The sequence below is a fragment of the [Actinomadura] parvosata subsp. kistnae genome (assembly GCF_900323885.1).
Classification (GTDB): domain Bacteria; phylum Actinomycetota; class Actinomycetes; order Streptosporangiales; family Streptosporangiaceae; genus Nonomuraea; species Nonomuraea composti.
Genome location: NZ_OOHJ01000030.1, coordinates 553,891 through 566,943 on the forward strand (window position 1 = coordinate 553,891; position 13,053 = coordinate 566,943).

The following is a 13,053-nucleotide window of genomic DNA, read 5'->3' on the forward strand; positions in this document are numbered from 1 at the left end:
GTGTTAAGGTGAATTTAGATTCCGTTTTGATGAGGGAGACCCGCTATGAGGAGCACGACCGGCTGGCAGAGCCTCGACCCGACCGGCAACACGCTGACGCGCGTGACCTTCGAACGGCGTGATCTGCGGCCCGACGACATCGCCGTGCGGATCGACTACTGCGGTGTCTGCCACAGCGACCTGCACCGCATCCACGGCATGCTCGGCGAGAAGGACCTCGTCCCCGGGCACGAGGCGACCGGCGTGGTCGTCGCCACCGGGCCGGCGGTCACCGGCTTCGCCGTGGGCGAGCGGGTCGCCATCGGCACGATCGTCGACTCGTGCGGCGAGTGCGCCATGTGCCTGGCCGGGCAGGAGAACTACTGCTACCACCGCCCGACCACCACCTACGGCGGCACCGACCGCATCGACGGCACCCCGACCATGGGCGCCTACAGCCGCGAGTACGTCCTGCGCGAGAAGTTCGCCTTCCACCTGCCTGACGGGCTCGACCCGGCCGCCGCGGCACCGCTCATGTGCGCCGGCGTCAGCGTCTGGGAGCCCCTGCGGGCCGCCGGCGCCGGCCCCGGCAGCCGCGTGGCCGTCGCCGGCCTCGGAGGGCTCGGCCACCTCGCGGTGAAGCTCGCCGCCGCGCTCGGGGCCGAGGTCACCGTTCTCAGCCGCACCGCGGCCAAGGAGCAGGACGCCCTGAGCCTGGGGGCGGCCGAGTTGCTCGTCACCACCGACGAGGCCCAGGTCGCCGCCGCGCGGGCCGCTTCGACCTCGTCCTCGACACCATCGCGGCCGACCACGAGCTCACGCCGCTCATCGGCATGCTCGGCCTCGACGGGACCCTGTGCGTCCTCGGAAACCCCCTGCTGGCCGGCCCGCGGCTCTGGGAGCTCGGAGCCGGCCGCAAGAAGCTCACCTCCTCCGGCACGGGAGGGCTGCGGCAGACCGTGGAGATGCTGGAGTTCTGCGCCGAGCACGGCATCACGGCGGACGTCGAGATCCTGCCCTCCAGCGAGGTCGAAACCGCCCTGAACCGCCTCGCCGCGGGCGACGTTCGCTACCGGTTCGTGCTCGATCTGTCGGACCTCGACGAGTAGACGACCGCTCCCCCGCGACGGTGCCGGGCACCGGCGGAAGGCCTCATCGGCCGGGGTCGCCGGTCAGGGCGGTCAGGCAGAGGGCGCGCAGGTCGGCGAAGGCTTGCAGGAGATGTGCGTCCAGGCTCTGGGAGGAGTCGTCGATCCAGGCCTGGGCCGCCTGGTGGAAGGTGGCCCAGCCGACGTGCGCGGCCAGGCCGGCCGGGCGGGCGGGGACGCCGCGCCGCCGCAGCGCCTGCGCCGCGGCTTCGGCGATCGAGGCGGCCTTGGCCAGGTCCCGCTCGCGCAGTGCGGGCGTCGCCGCGATGACCCGCAGGCGTGGCTCGGCGAAGGGGCGGTTGTCCTCAAGGAGGTGCTCGACCTCGCGGAAGGCGTGGAGCAGCAGGTCGAGCGGCTGGAGACCGTCGGGCGCCGCGGCGATGGCCTGGGTCAGGGCCGCGCGCAGGTCGGCCTCGCCGTCGAAGAGGACCTCGCGTTTGTCGGGGAAGTGCCGGAAGAACGTGCGCTCGGTGAGGCCGGCCCGGGCGGCGATCTCGGCCGTGGTGGTGCGGTCGAAACCGCGTTCCCGGTACAGCTCCAGGGCCGCCTGCTGGAGGCGGCGGCGCGCTTCTGCTCCGCTGCGTGGCACGTCCGCAGAATACCCCATATGTCAGTCACTGGCGCTACTTGACGCCAGTGACTGACGCTACCTACAGTCGGCGACTGGCGCTACGTAGCGCCAGTCACTGACGTTATGGGGAGAGTTCCATGCATGTCTTCGTCACCGGGGGAACCGGCCAGACCGGGCCGGCGATCGTGGCCGAGCTCATCGCGGCCGGTCACACCGTCACCGGTCTGGCGCGCTCGGACGCCGCCGCCGCCCGGCTGCGATCGCTGGGCGCCACGCCACACCCCGGCTCCCTCGACGACCTCGACAGCCTGCGCAGCGGCGCCGAGGCCGCCGACGCGGTCCTGCACATGGCGTACGGCGGCGACTTCTCCGATCCCGACGACATGATGCGGCGCGACCGGACCGCGATCGAGACGCTCGGCCGGCCGCTGGAGCACTCGGGCAAGCCGCTCGTGGTCACCTCGGGCACGCTGGTCATGCCCGCCGGCCGGGAGAGCACCGAGCACGACGAGCCCGACCCCACCGGCATCGCCGCCTTCCGCGTCGCCGGCGAGCGTGCGTGCCTGGACTTCGCCAACCGGGGCGTGCGCGCCAGTGTGGTGCGCCTGGCGCCCACCGTGCACGGCCCCGAGGACCACGGGTTCATCCCCATGCTGATCGGCACCGCGCGGAAGACCGGCGTGTCGGCCTACGTGGGAGACGGGAGCAACCGGTGGCCCGCGGTGCACCGGCTCGACGCGGCCGTCCTGTTCCGGCTGGCCTTGGAGCAGGCGCCCGCCGGCAGCGTCCTGCACGGAGTGGCCGAGAGCGGCGTCACCTTCAGGAGCATCGCGGAGACGATCGCCCGGCGCCTGGGCCTGCCCACCGTCTCGCTGACCCCGGACGAGGCCGCCACGCACTTCGTCAGCCCGTTCATGGCCGTCGTCTACGCCTTCGACGGGCCCGTCTCCAGCTCCCACACCCGGGAGCTGCTCGGCTGGTCACCCGTTCACCCGACCCTGCTCGAAGATCTGGAGCACGGCGACTACCTGACAGAAAGAGGCCCGGCGGGCCTTTCCTAGAGGTCGATGACGACCTTCCCGTGCACGTGCCGGCCCGCCTGGAGCTCGACCGCGGCGCGGATCTCCTCGATCGGGAAGCGGGCCGCGATCGGCACGCGGAGCCGGCCGGCCGCGACCAGGCCGGCGATCTCCTCGATGGCGCCCGGGGCCGCGTTGGCGCCGTTGGCCGGCGTGATGCCGTCGATCTGGGCGGCGATGGTGGTGATGCGCTCGTCGGGCACGCCCAGCTCGCGTGCCGCCTGCGCGGCGTCCGTCCCGTGCAGGTCCATGGCGGCGGTGACGCCGGCGGGAGCCAGCGCGCGGACGCGGCCGGCCAGGCCGTCGCCGTAGGTGACCGGCTCGGCCCCCAGGGCTCGCAGGGCATCGGCCGAGGCCGCCGACCCCGTGCCGATCACGCGTGCGCCCGCGAGGCGCGCGAGCTGGACGGCGAACACGCCGACCCCGCCTCCGGCGCCGCCGATGAGCACCGTGTCGCCCGGGCCCGGCTTGACCACGGCCAGTGCCGCGGCGGCCGTGCAGCCCGCGATCGTCAGGGTGGCGGCGGTGCGGTCGTCGACGCCGTCCGGGGTGCGGTGCGCCTGGCCGCCCACCGCGATGGTCCCCGTCTCGTCCACGACGACGTGGTCGGCGACCGCGCGGGACAGGGCGCCGCCGAACACCCGGTCACCCGCCGCGAACGAACTCACGCCGGCTCCGACCTCGTCCACCACGCCGGCGTAGTCGGTGCCGAACCCGCACGGCAGGCTCAAGCCGAAGCGCGCGGCGGTCTCGGCGTCGGAGGTCATGAACCAGTCCATCGGGTTCAGGCCGGCCGCGGTGACCCGTACGCGGATCTGCCCGGGGCCGGCGTGCGGCAGGGGCACCTCGCGGAGGCGCAGGGCCTCCGGGCCGCCGAACGACGTGAACTGGACCGCCCGGCTCATGGTCGCCGGCGTGTCGAGGCTCGGTTCTTTCATGCTCACCTGTCCCCTGTCGCGGCTCGCGAAGCAGCGTAAACGAACTATGCTCCGTTTTCAGGAACCCAAGCTAGCACAAGTGGAGCGTGATCCGTTTTGGCCGCCGCAGAGATCCGCAGACCACGGGCGGACGCGACCCGCAACCGCGAACAGCTCCTGGCCGTGGCGACCCGCCTGTTCGCCACGGCCGAGACGGAGCCGTCGATGCGGGCGATCGCCAACGCGGCCGGGGTCGGCATCGCCACGCTCTACCGGCACTTCCCCACCCGCGAGGCGCTGGTCGACGCGGTCTACCGCGACCAGGTCTCGCGGCTCACCGCCGGCGCCCGCGAGCTGCTCACCCAGCTCGACCCGCCCGCGGCGCTGCGGCGCTGGATGGACCTGTTCGGGGAGTGGATCGCCACCAAGAACGGGATGCTCGGCACGCTGCTCGCGATGATCGAATCAGGCGAGATCGCCCATGCCCACACCCGGACCGAGCTGCTGGGCGCCATCGACGACCTCCTCGAAGCCGGCCGCGCGAGCGCGCAACTGCGCACCGACGTCCCCGCCGAGGACATCGCCGCCGCTCTCATCGGCATCTTCACCGTGGCCGGCTCGCCCGAGCACGAGGCGATGGCGGCTCGCCTGCTGGACCTCCTGATGGACGGCCTGCGCCCCTGCGGCCAGGGCTGACCATGCTCACCGCCGCACCGGCGCCGACGACGCCCGGTCGTTCACGCGGTCGATCACCTGCCGGCTCCACGTGTGGATGGCCTCGGCCTGCTCGGGCGTGAGCGCGTCGAAGAAGTAGCGGCGGATGTTGTCCGCGTGCCCCAGGATGGCGCCCTCCACGACGCCGCGCCCCTTGGCCGTCAGCCCGATCCCCACCCGGCGGCCGGAGCGGTCCTCGGTGCGGTCCACCAGCTCGCGGCTCTCCATCCGCGTCAGCTGGTGCGCCACGCGGCTTTTCTCCCAGGCGAGAGACTCGGCGAGCTCGCTGACGCGCATCCGCCCCTCGGCCGCCCGGTGCAGCGTCACGAGCACGCTGAACTCGGCCTTGGAGATGCCGTGGTCGCGCTGCAGATCACGGTCGAGCTCACGGGCCAGGAGGCGCTGCGCCTCCATCCAGTCGCTCCACAGCTCCCACTGCTCAGGCTCCAGGGTGCGGGGCTCGGCCATGGCCCGATCGTAACGCCTCGGAGTTGACGTGACAACTCGCCTCGTGCTTAGAGTTGTCACGTCAACTTCGACGCTGTCGCATGACGGCGAGCCGCTGAGGAGCGAGCATGAATCACGTGGTGATCGTCGGGGGAGGTTACGGCGGGTCGCTGGTCGCCAAGGAGCTGGACGCCGAGGCGGACGTCACGCTCATCGACCCCCGGGAGGCGTTCGTCAACGCGGCCGCGTCGCTGCGGGCGCTGACCCGCCCGGACTGGGCGCCCAACGCGTTCTTCCCGTTCGCGACCCTGCTCCGGCGGGGACGGGTGATCCGCGGCAGGGCCGTCTCCGTGGACCCGAAGGGCGTCGCGCTCGCCTCGGGCGAGCGGGTCGAGGCCGATCACCTGGTGCTGGCCACCGGCTCCGGCTACCCGTATCCGGCCAAACCGCACCCTGCGGCGACGAGCGTCGCCCGGCAACTGGACGATCTGCGCGCCACCCACCGGGAGCTGGCCGCCGCCGGGCGCGTGCTGATCCTCGGCGCGGGTCCGGTCGGCCTGGAGCTCGCCGGGGAGATCAAGGACGTCTGGCCGGACAAGCACGTCGTCATCCTCGACAGGTCCGAGCAGCTGCTGCCCGGCTTCCTGCCCGAGGTGCGCAACGAGCTGCGCCGCCGGCTGGACGACCTCGGCATCGACGTGCGCCAGGGCACCGGCCTGACCGCGTTACCGCCGGTCGAGGCCGGTCGGGCCGGGCGTTTCGAGGTCACCACCGACAGGGGCGAGCGGATCGTGGCGGACATCTGGTTCCAGGCGTTCGGCGTCGAGATCAACACCGGATACCTGGCCGACGGAGCCCTGTCGCCGCTGACCGAGCGGGGAGAGGTGCCGGTCACCGAGCACCTGAACGTCCAGGGCTACGAGCACGTCCACGCGATCGGCGACATCGCCGCTCTCCCCGACCCCAAGATGGCCTCCTACGCGATGACCCATGCCGCCGTCGTGGTGCGCAACATCAGAGCGCGGCTGGCCGGCGGCCGGCCGGACACCGTTCACACACCGGCGTCCGAACGAAGGATCCTGCTTCCGCTGGGCACGCGCGCGGGCGTCGGGCAGCTCCCCACCCCGGACGGCGTCGCCGCGGCCACGGCGGAGACGGTCCGCGAACGCAAGGGCGCCGACCTGTTCACCGCCCGTTTCGCCGCCCGCTTCGGCCGCACCTGAGAGGCCGTCCCGGTGGCGGCGGCTCGCCGCTCAGTCGCGCTGCTGATCACCGCCGATGCCCAGCTCGTGCGCGATGTCCTCCACGTTGGTGAAGGTGCGGTCCGGCAGGGAACGCAGCGCGGACAGCACCCCCTGCGGGGCCGACTGCGACTGCGCGCGCTCCACCAGCGTCGCCCGGTCGGCGGGGAAGGCGTGCACCCCGCTGATCCAGCGTGCCAGGTCGCTGCGCCGCTCCACGTCCTGCGCGCTCATCCCTTCCGGGGAGCCTGGCGCGCGCCCATGGTCGTCACGGTCCTGAGTCATCTCTGCGTCCTTTCAGCCGAGCGGATGCGGTTGGGGGCAGCGCACGTCCGCCGCCGTTCGGTCCGGCGGCGCCAGGTCCTGGTCGGGCAGGACGGCACGCAGCACCAGGGCCGCCGGAGCGCTGGGGCCGACCAGCGTCAGGTTCCCGCCGAGCGAGCGGGCCAGCCGGCGCGCCCGCAGCATGGCGGTGGCTCCCCGGGAGTCCATGAACGTCACGCGCCGCAGGTCCACGCTCAGCCGCGGGCCGCGCTGCCGGATCACGGTGGCGAGGAATTCGTACAGGTCGTCGGCGGTGAGCAGATCGACCTCTCCGTCCACGCCGACGACGGGTGCGCCTGCGGACAGGCTGACACTGAAGTCCAGTCTCATGAAGGGTTCCTAGCTGGTGCACGCCCGGCGCTCTGGTGCGCCGGGTCCCCTCCCGTACCCTCAGCAAGCCACCTCAACCGCCTTCTCACCTCTCCCCCGCTCCCGCTGTGAGGCCGGGCCTCCGCAACACGCGGCCGGTGGCGGAGGACGGCGGTTTGGGGGGCGCGGCGGTTTGGGGGGCGCGGTGCGGGGCAGCCGCGCGGCATGAAGCCCATACCGTTCACCGGCCGCGGGCCTCGCGGCCGGGGCCGCCGTACCCGACGCCTCTTGCTGGTGGGGGCCGTCGCGGCCGTCGCGGGTGCGGCGGTCGCGCGACGGGCGCGGGCCGCGCGCGCGGCGGAGCCTGCCTGGTTCGCCGTCACGGTCCTGGCGGACCCGGCCGAGCTGGCCGGGCCCGGCCGGCCCGACGTGCTGGCCCGGCTGGCCGAGCGGCACGAGGTGCGCGTCACGCCCGCTCCGGGCGGGCGGGGCAGCGAGATCGCGGTCCGCGCCGCCGACGGGCAGGCCAGGCAGCAGGTACGGGCACTCAAGCAACTCCTGGAGACCGGCGAGGTGCTCGTGGTGAAGGGGCAGCCGGAAGGACACCGGACGGTCCTGGGCCGGACGGGCCTGCCCGCGTTCCGCCGGCTGACCAGGGAAGGGCTGCGATGAAGGCGCTGTGCTGGACCGGCGTAAACCAGGTGTCGGTCGAGGACGTCCCCGACCCGGTGATGCTCAACCGGCAGGACGCCGTCGTCAAGGTCACCGCCAGCTCGGTCTGCGGATCGGACCTGCACCTGCTGGACGGGTACGTGCCCACGATGGCGGCGGGGGACGTGCTCGGCCACGAGTTCGTCGGCGAGGTAGTCGAGGTCGGGCCGGACGTGCGCGAGCGGCGAGCCGGCGAGCGGGTGACGGTGTGCTCGATCATCGGGTGCGGCCGCTGCCACTACTGCCGGACCGGGCTGTGGTCGCTGTGCGACAACACCAACCCCAACCCCGGCTTCCTGGAGAAGCTGAACGGGCACGCCACGGCCGGCATCTTCGGCTACTCGCACGCGATGGGCGGTTTCGCGGGCAGCCACGCCGAGTACGTGCGGGTGCCGTACGCCGACGTCAACGCCTTCCCCGTGCCCGAGGGCGTGCCGGACTCCAGCGCGGTGTTCGCCTCCGACGCGGTGCCGACCGGCTGGATGGGCGCCGACCTGGGCGAGGCCGGCCCGGGCAAGGTGGTGGCCGTGTGGGGGTGCGGCGGCGTCGGCCAGATGGCGGTCCTGGCGGCGCTGCTGATGGGCGCCGAACGGGTGATCGCGATCGACCGGTTCCCCGAGCGGCTGGCGATGGCCGCCACGATCGGCGCCGAGACCCTGGACTACGAGCGGGTGGACGTGCTGGACGCCCTCAAGGAGCTGACCGGCGGGCGCGGGCCGGACACCTGTATCGAGGCGGTCGGCATGGAGAGCCACGGCACCGGCCTCCAGTACGCCTACGACCGGGCCAAGCAGTCCGTACGCCTGCAGAGCGACCGCGGCCTGTCGCTGCGCCAGGCCATCCACGCCTGCCGCAAGGGCGGCATCGTCTCCGTCCTGGGCGTCTACCTCGGGCTGGTCGACAAGTTCCCGATGGGCGCGGTGATGAACAAGGGGCTGACGCTGCGCAGCGCCCAGCAGCACGGCCACCGCTACATCCCGATGATCCTCGACCGGATGAGCAAGGGCGAGATCGACGCCTCTCCCCTGCTCACCCACCCGATGAGCCTGCGCGACGGCCCCAAGGGCTACGACCTGTTCAAGAACAAGCGGGACGGCTGCGTACGGGCCGTCTTCCAGCCCTGAACCACGAACCCCACCGCATCGTTTTCCCGCTGGGCCTCCCGGCAGCGTCATGCGCGCGGTGCCGGGCACGCTCCAGCGCCGCCGGGCGCGATGGGCGGCGGCGTGCCGCAGCCCGCGCAGCAGGTGGCGGCGGGCCAGCTCCGCCGTCAGGTGCCGGTGCTGGGCCAGGTCGGCCGCCCGTGCTCCGTGGCCAGGTCGCCACTCCGGACACGTTAAGTGTCCGCATTGACACCGAAAGTATTCATGCTGGTAGTCGGCGTGTCATGTCATTTTCCGGGGCGATCGGCGACCCGTGCACGCCGGAGCTTGATCGCCAATCGCCTGACCGCGAGCGATCTTCGGCGCTACTGTTCGCTGTCAACAACGTCGCCGTGGAAGCGGGGAAATCGATGCGACATTCGGTTGCCGTGGTCGCGCTACTCATCGTAGCGACCTTCCTGAATGGAGTGACGGGTCAGGCGGCCGGCGCCGACGCCCGCCGAGAAAGCGCGGCCGGCGGCTGGTACGCCGAGTTACCGGCCCACTTAAAGGTCTGCGACAGCGAGGCGTGGAAGGGCGGCCCGGCCAGTGCGCCGGCGGGCGCCGTCGTGGTGCCGGAGGGCGACAACAAGGGCTTCGACTTCGACCAGCCCGACACGACCTACTGGTTCGCCCCGGGCACGCACACGCTCGGCGACGGGCGGTACAGCCAGATCGCCACGGGCGCGAACAGCGTCTACATCGGGGCTCCCGGCGCGGTCCTCGACGGCAAGAACATCAATGTCTACGCCTTCTCCGGCGAGGCCACGAATGTGCGCATCGCCTATCTCGAGATCCGCAACTTCGGCGCGGGCGCGGACAACGGCGACGAAGGCGTCATCAACCACTCCGCCGGTGACGGCTGGGTGATGGAGTACCTGTACGCGCACCACAACGACGGCGCGGCGGTGTTCCTCGGCAGCGAGAACACGCTGCGCCACAGTTGCCTGAAGGACAACGGCCAGTACGGCGCCAGCGCGTACAAGAAGCAGGTCGCGGACGACTCGGCGATCAAGAACCTCGTCGTGCACAACAACGAGATCGCCGGCAACAACCAGGACGACTGGGAGACCCGGATCCCGGGGTGCGGCTGCACCGGCGGCCTGAAGTTCTGGGACGTCAAGGGCGCCACCGTCACCGAGAACTACGTGCACGACAACCTGAGCGTCGGCCTCTGGGCCGACACCAACAACATCGACTTCCTGTTCGACCGCAACTGGATCGAGCACAACGAGAGCGTCGGCCTCTGGTACGAGATCAGCTACAACGCCACCATCACCCGCAACGTCTTCAAGCGGAACGCCTGGGCCAGCGGCGTCAAGAACCAGGGCTCACCGGCGCCGGCGATCTACATCTCGGAATCGGGCGGCGACGCCCGGCTCGCGAGCGCCACCAGCGGCAGCACGAACCTCACCATCAACGACAACTACTTCGAGGACAACTTCTCCGGCGTCTCGATCTTCGAGAACGCCAACCGCTTCTGCAACTCCAACGCGAACACCAGCAGGTCCTACTGCACGCCGCTGGTCGACCCGAAGCTGATCCCGCCGCCCTACGACGAGGACTACGTCGACCCGGTCAACGCCACCCACCCCTGCTACACCTCCGTCAAGGACGAGCCGTACCGGAGCGACTGCCGCTGGCACTCGCGCAACGTCAAGGTGTTCGGCAACGAGTTCCGCTTCGACAGGGCGAACGTGCCCTGCGCCGGCCCCTACTGCGGCGCCCAGGCCCTGTACGCCCAGGGCGCCGACAACCTGCCCTGGTCGCCGTACACGGTCGCCGGGATCCAGCAGGACGTGATGTTCAACGGCGGCAACAGCTTCCACGACAACACCTACATCGGTGACTGGAAGTTCGCCAAGGGATGGGGTGAGACCGTCTCCTGGGACACCTGGCGCTCCGCCCCCTACAACCAGGAGGCCGGCAGCACCCTCAACGGCTCGTCGGAAGAGCCGCCCGTGCCCAACGCGCTCGACGCCGACACCGCGACGCTCGAGAACTCGGCCGGCAAGTGGACCGCCTGGTACGGCAGCACCGTGCAACGAGCCGCCGAGGCGGCCCACGCGGGCTCGTACGGGCTGCGGATCGAGGCCACCGGGGGCAGCGGCTGGGGCGTGACGCTCAGCAACTGGCCCGGCTTCACGACCACCCCGGGCGCGAAGCGGTTCAGCCTGTGGGCCAGGCAGGGCACGGCCGGGATCGCCTCCGCGACCGTCAGCGTGCAGTGGTTCGACAACGCCCAGCAGCTGCTGCGGACCGATCCGGTTCCGGTGGGTGAGCTGAGCGGGAGCTGGCAGGAGTTCGCGGCGCGGCTCACCGCCCCCGCCGGGACCGCGAGCGTCAACCTGGAGGTGCGCGGCGCGGGCGGCAGCGCCGGCAGCTCGCTCCACCTGGACGACGTCGTGCTCGCCGACCTGGAGTGACGGCGGGCCGGGCATGACGTGATGGTCGTGCGTGCCGGCGCACGGCCATCACCCCGCCCTGAGGACGGTCTGTCAGCCCAGGGCGGCGACGAAGCGGTCCATGGCCGTGGTGGCGTCCACCAGCATCCGGGCCGACTCCACCGCGTCCTCGCCCTCCAGGCCGTGATCGGCGCCGGGGATCTCGATGTACTCGTGGCCGGTCGCCACCGCCGTCTTGCCGTCCCACGACCGGTCCGCCCCTCCCCCGACCAGCAGCGCGGGCTCGCGGCTGCGGCGCAGTGCGTCCGCGACGAGCGCGTACCGCAGCAACGGGGTCAGCCAGATCGCGGGCAGCCCCCGCTCGGCGGCGAGCGGCGCCGCGAACGAGCCGAGCGACTTGGCCACGAGCAGCACCCGCGGGACGTCCCCCTCGGCGTCGAGCGCCGCCCGCGCCTGCTCCATCACCCAGGCGGCCATCTCGTCCTGGTCCCGCGTCTCCGGCGTCTCCCACCAGATCTCCTGGACCGACCAGCCGCGCCGGACGAGCACCGTCCGGGCGAGGTGAAGCAGCGGCCGGGCGGGCACGTACGCCGCTCCGGGCAGCAGCACGGCCACCTTGTCGGAGTCGCGTTCCCATCGGGTCGGCACCCCGAACACCGTTTCAGGAGCCATGCCTGGAGTATAGGGTCGCCCCTGCTTGATCCCGTGGTCGTTTTCACCGATGACCCGGCCCGCCCCTTCGGCGGCGCCCGGCGGGCACGCGGCGAAAGCGCTCGGCGGGCTCGACGACGTGCTCGCGCCGGCCGTAAGGGTGCATGACCGGCCGCACGCGTGGTCGGCCGCAGTCGCCGGAGCCGTGGCGAACGTTCCCGCCGCGCCCGGCCACGGCCGCCGAGGCCGCGCCGGACCGGCAGATCCCGTGCGGGGCCGGTTTCAACGGCCTGGAGCCGTCCATCGCGAGCGCCAGGAGCAAGAGCGAGGCCTGTGCCGGAGGTGAGGCTCCATGACGCGCTGCGTCTCGGCCGAGGAACAGGTGTTCTCGCATCCTGAAGGCGCGGCCCGTCAGTGCTGCTGGAGCTTGGCGAGCAGCAGGTTCGAGTCGTTCCCGGTCAGGTTGGCGCCGTTGGTCACGTAGGCCCGGTGTCCTCGGACGGCGACGGCCGTGGTGCCCTGCATGCCGTCGCCGGCGTCCAGGAGGGTTTCGTGGGTGCCGTCCGCGGCGACCCGTACGAGCTGGCTGGACTGGTTGATCGCGGCGAGGATCTCGGTGCCGCGGCCGGTGAAGTCGAAGTCGTCGATGCCCGCCAGCCCCGTGGCCCGCACCTCGGCCCGGCCGGGGCCGCCGCCCCTGGTCAGCGGGATGCGGACGATGGTGCCGCGGTCGGAGTTGCCGGCCCACACGGCGCCGTCGTGGATCTTCATGCCGTTGGCGCCGAAGAACGAGCCGGGCGCCAGGGCCGGGTCCGCCGACCACACGGTGGCCGTGCCGCCGTGCAGCGGGGCCTGCCAGATGCGCCCGCCGGTCGAGTCGGTGACCAGGAAGCGGTCCCGTTCGCCGTCGATGACCAGGGCGTTCGGCATGGTGTCGGCGGGCAGCGGCACGACGAGCCGCGGCGCGCCGGAGGAGCGGACCTGCCAGATGCCGGTCAGCCCGCCCTGCCCGGCGGAGTAGAGGAAGTACAGGGCGCCGCTGCCTGACCGGGCGACGCCGGTGACCACCGGGTCCCCGACGACCGGGGTGGTGCCGCCGCCGCCCGGAGGCGGCGGCATGGTGACGAGCACCTGGACCGAACCGTCCCGCGCGACCCGCACCACCTGGCGGGCGGGGATCATGCCGACGACCACGCCGCCGCCGGGCTCCAGGGCGATGCTCTCGGCGGCCTGCCCCGCCGCCCGGTCGAAGTGGGCGAGGACGCGCACCTCGCCCAGGCGGGTGCCGGGATGCATCGGAGTGGCGGCCGCGGCGCTTGTGGTGCCCGTGGCGAGCAGGGCGGCGAGGCCGAGTGTGGCGGCGCGCCGCCGGAGCCCGGTGGGCCGGTGGAGGGACATGGCTTCCTTTCGGTGGT

General features: G+C 72.4%; 14 protein-coding genes. 7 read left to right on the forward strand and 7 right to left on the reverse strand.

Features of this window, described 5'->3' with window-relative positions; translation table 11 throughout:
- The first annotated feature begins 45 nt into the window (after positions 1-45).
- The gene (locus tag KIS93_RS58300; protein ID WP_246005533.1) at positions 46-1,023 is read left to right on the forward strand and encodes an NAD(P)-dependent alcohol dehydrogenase; all 978 of its coding nucleotides are present in this window, start codon (positions 46-48) and stop codon (positions 1,021-1,023) included.
- A gap of 108 nt (positions 1,024-1,131) precedes the next feature.
- Here KIS93_RS58300 and KIS93_RS58305 read toward each other — a convergent pair whose 3' ends face one another.
- Entirely contained in the window at positions 1,132-1,716 is a 585-nt protein-coding gene (locus KIS93_RS58305; protein WP_080039638.1) for a TetR family transcriptional regulator, read from the reverse strand.
- 119 nt (positions 1,717-1,835) lie between these two features.
- On the opposite strand from KIS93_RS58305, the gene KIS93_RS58310 reads away from it, so the two are divergent.
- Complete coding sequence (locus KIS93_RS58310; protein ID WP_080039639.1) at positions 1,836-2,759, forward strand: SDR family oxidoreductase; 924 nt, start codon at positions 1,836-1,838, stop codon at positions 2,757-2,759.
- Here KIS93_RS58310 and KIS93_RS58315 read toward each other — a convergent pair.
- Complete coding sequence (locus tag KIS93_RS58315; RefSeq protein WP_080039640.1) at positions 2,756-3,715, reverse strand: NADP-dependent oxidoreductase; 960 nt, start codon at positions 3,713-3,715, stop codon at positions 2,756-2,758. The genes KIS93_RS58310 and KIS93_RS58315 overlap by 4 nt on opposite strands.
- Before the next feature lie 96 nt (positions 3,716-3,811).
- On the opposite strand from KIS93_RS58315, the gene KIS93_RS58320 reads away from it, so the two are divergent.
- On the forward strand, positions 3,812-4,390 hold the full coding sequence (locus KIS93_RS58320) for a TetR/AcrR family transcriptional regulator (protein ID WP_080039641.1): 579 nt from the start codon (positions 3,812-3,814) through the stop codon (positions 4,388-4,390).
- Between the two features lie 6 nt (positions 4,391-4,396).
- Here KIS93_RS58320 and KIS93_RS58325 read toward each other — a convergent pair whose 3' ends face one another.
- Complete coding sequence (locus KIS93_RS58325; RefSeq protein ID WP_080039642.1) at positions 4,397-4,876, reverse strand: MarR family winged helix-turn-helix transcriptional regulator; 480 nt, start codon at positions 4,874-4,876, stop codon at positions 4,397-4,399.
- A 107-nt stretch (positions 4,877-4,983) separates the two neighbouring features.
- On the opposite strand from KIS93_RS58325, the gene KIS93_RS58330 reads away from it, so the two are divergent.
- The gene (locus KIS93_RS58330) at positions 4,984-6,078 is read left to right on the forward strand and encodes an NAD(P)/FAD-dependent oxidoreductase (RefSeq protein WP_080039643.1); all 1,095 of its coding nucleotides are present in this window, start codon (positions 4,984-4,986) and stop codon (positions 6,076-6,078) included.
- A gap of 30 nt (positions 6,079-6,108) precedes the next feature.
- On the opposite strand, the gene KIS93_RS58335 is transcribed toward KIS93_RS58330, so the two are convergent.
- Positions 6,109-6,381, reverse strand: coding sequence for a DUF2795 domain-containing protein (locus tag KIS93_RS58335; protein ID WP_080039644.1), 273 nt, complete (start codon positions 6,379-6,381; stop codon positions 6,109-6,111).
- Between the two features lie 12 nt (positions 6,382-6,393).
- Positions 6,394-6,750: an STAS domain-containing protein gene (locus tag KIS93_RS58340; RefSeq protein ID WP_080039645.1), complete on the reverse strand. Its 357-nt coding sequence runs from the start codon at positions 6,748-6,750 to the stop codon at positions 6,394-6,396.
- A 267-nt stretch (positions 6,751-7,017) separates the two neighbouring features.
- Here KIS93_RS58340 and KIS93_RS58345 point away from each other — a divergent pair, with 267 nt between their 5' ends.
- The 3 genes from KIS93_RS58345 to KIS93_RS58355 all read left to right on the forward strand — a co-directional run bounded on the left by KIS93_RS58345 (position 7,018) and on the right by KIS93_RS58355 (position 11,008).
- Positions 7,018-7,401, forward strand: a complete 384-nt coding sequence (locus tag KIS93_RS58345) for a hypothetical protein (protein WP_186405086.1) — start codon at positions 7,018-7,020, stop codon at positions 7,399-7,401.
- Entirely contained in the window at positions 7,398-8,564 is a 1,167-nt protein-coding gene (locus KIS93_RS58350; RefSeq protein ID WP_080039646.1) for a zinc-dependent alcohol dehydrogenase, read from the forward strand. The genes KIS93_RS58345 and KIS93_RS58350 overlap by 4 nt, the downstream gene beginning before the upstream one ends.
- 446 nt (positions 8,565-9,010) lie before the next feature.
- On the forward strand, positions 9,011-11,008 hold the full coding sequence (locus KIS93_RS58355) for a right-handed parallel beta-helix repeat-containing protein (protein WP_186405087.1): 1,998 nt from the start codon (positions 9,011-9,013) through the stop codon (positions 11,006-11,008).
- Positions 11,009-11,080: 72 nt separating this feature from the next.
- Here KIS93_RS58355 and KIS93_RS58360 read toward each other — a convergent pair whose 3' ends face one another.
- Both KIS93_RS58360 and KIS93_RS58365 read right to left on the reverse strand, forming a co-directional pair.
- Positions 11,081-11,659 carry an alpha/beta fold hydrolase gene (locus tag KIS93_RS58360; protein ID WP_080039648.1) on the reverse strand — a complete coding sequence of 193 codons (579 nt, stop codon included), beginning with the start codon at positions 11,657-11,659 and terminating at the stop codon, positions 11,081-11,083.
- 390 nt (positions 11,660-12,049) lie between these two features.
- Entirely contained in the window at positions 12,050-13,036 is a 987-nt protein-coding gene (locus KIS93_RS58365; protein ID WP_080039649.1) for a hypothetical protein, read from the reverse strand.
- Between the last annotated feature and the right edge of the window lie 17 nt (positions 13,037-13,053).

What these genes read in the sequence shown, in the direction of transcription:
- KIS93_RS58300 (WP_246005533.1), top strand. Translation starts at nt 46, where the DNA reads ATGAGGAGCACGACCGGCTGGCAGAGCCTCGACCCGACCGGCAACACG.
- KIS93_RS58310 (WP_080039639.1), top strand. Translation starts at nt 1,836, where the DNA reads ATGCATGTCTTCGTCACCGGGGGAACCGGCCAGACCGGGCCGGCGATC.
- KIS93_RS58315 (WP_080039640.1), bottom strand. Translation starts at nt 3,715, where the DNA reads ATGAAAGAACCGAGCCTCGACACGCCGGCGACCATGAGCCGGGCGGTC.
- KIS93_RS58325 (WP_080039642.1), bottom strand. Translation starts at nt 4,876, where the DNA reads ATGGCCGAGCCCCGCACCCTGGAGCCTGAGCAGTGGGAGCTGTGGAGC.
- KIS93_RS58330 (WP_080039643.1), top strand. Translation starts at nt 4,984, where the DNA reads ATGAATCACGTGGTGATCGTCGGGGGAGGTTACGGCGGGTCGCTGGTC.
- KIS93_RS58335 (WP_080039644.1), bottom strand. Translation starts at nt 6,381, where the DNA reads ATGACTCAGGACCGTGACGACCATGGGCGCGCGCCAGGCTCCCCGGAA.
- KIS93_RS58340 (WP_080039645.1), bottom strand. Translation starts at nt 6,750, where the DNA reads ATGAGACTGGACTTCAGTGTCAGCCTGTCCGCAGGCGCACCCGTCGTC.
- KIS93_RS58350 (WP_080039646.1), top strand. Translation starts at nt 7,398, where the DNA reads ATGAAGGCGCTGTGCTGGACCGGCGTAAACCAGGTGTCGGTCGAGGAC.
- KIS93_RS58360 (WP_080039648.1), bottom strand. Translation starts at nt 11,659, where the DNA reads ATGGCTCCTGAAACGGTGTTCGGGGTGCCGACCCGATGGGAACGCGAC.
- KIS93_RS58365 (WP_080039649.1), bottom strand. Translation starts at nt 13,036, where the DNA reads ATGTCCCTCCACCGGCCCACCGGGCTCCGGCGGCGCGCCGCCACACTC.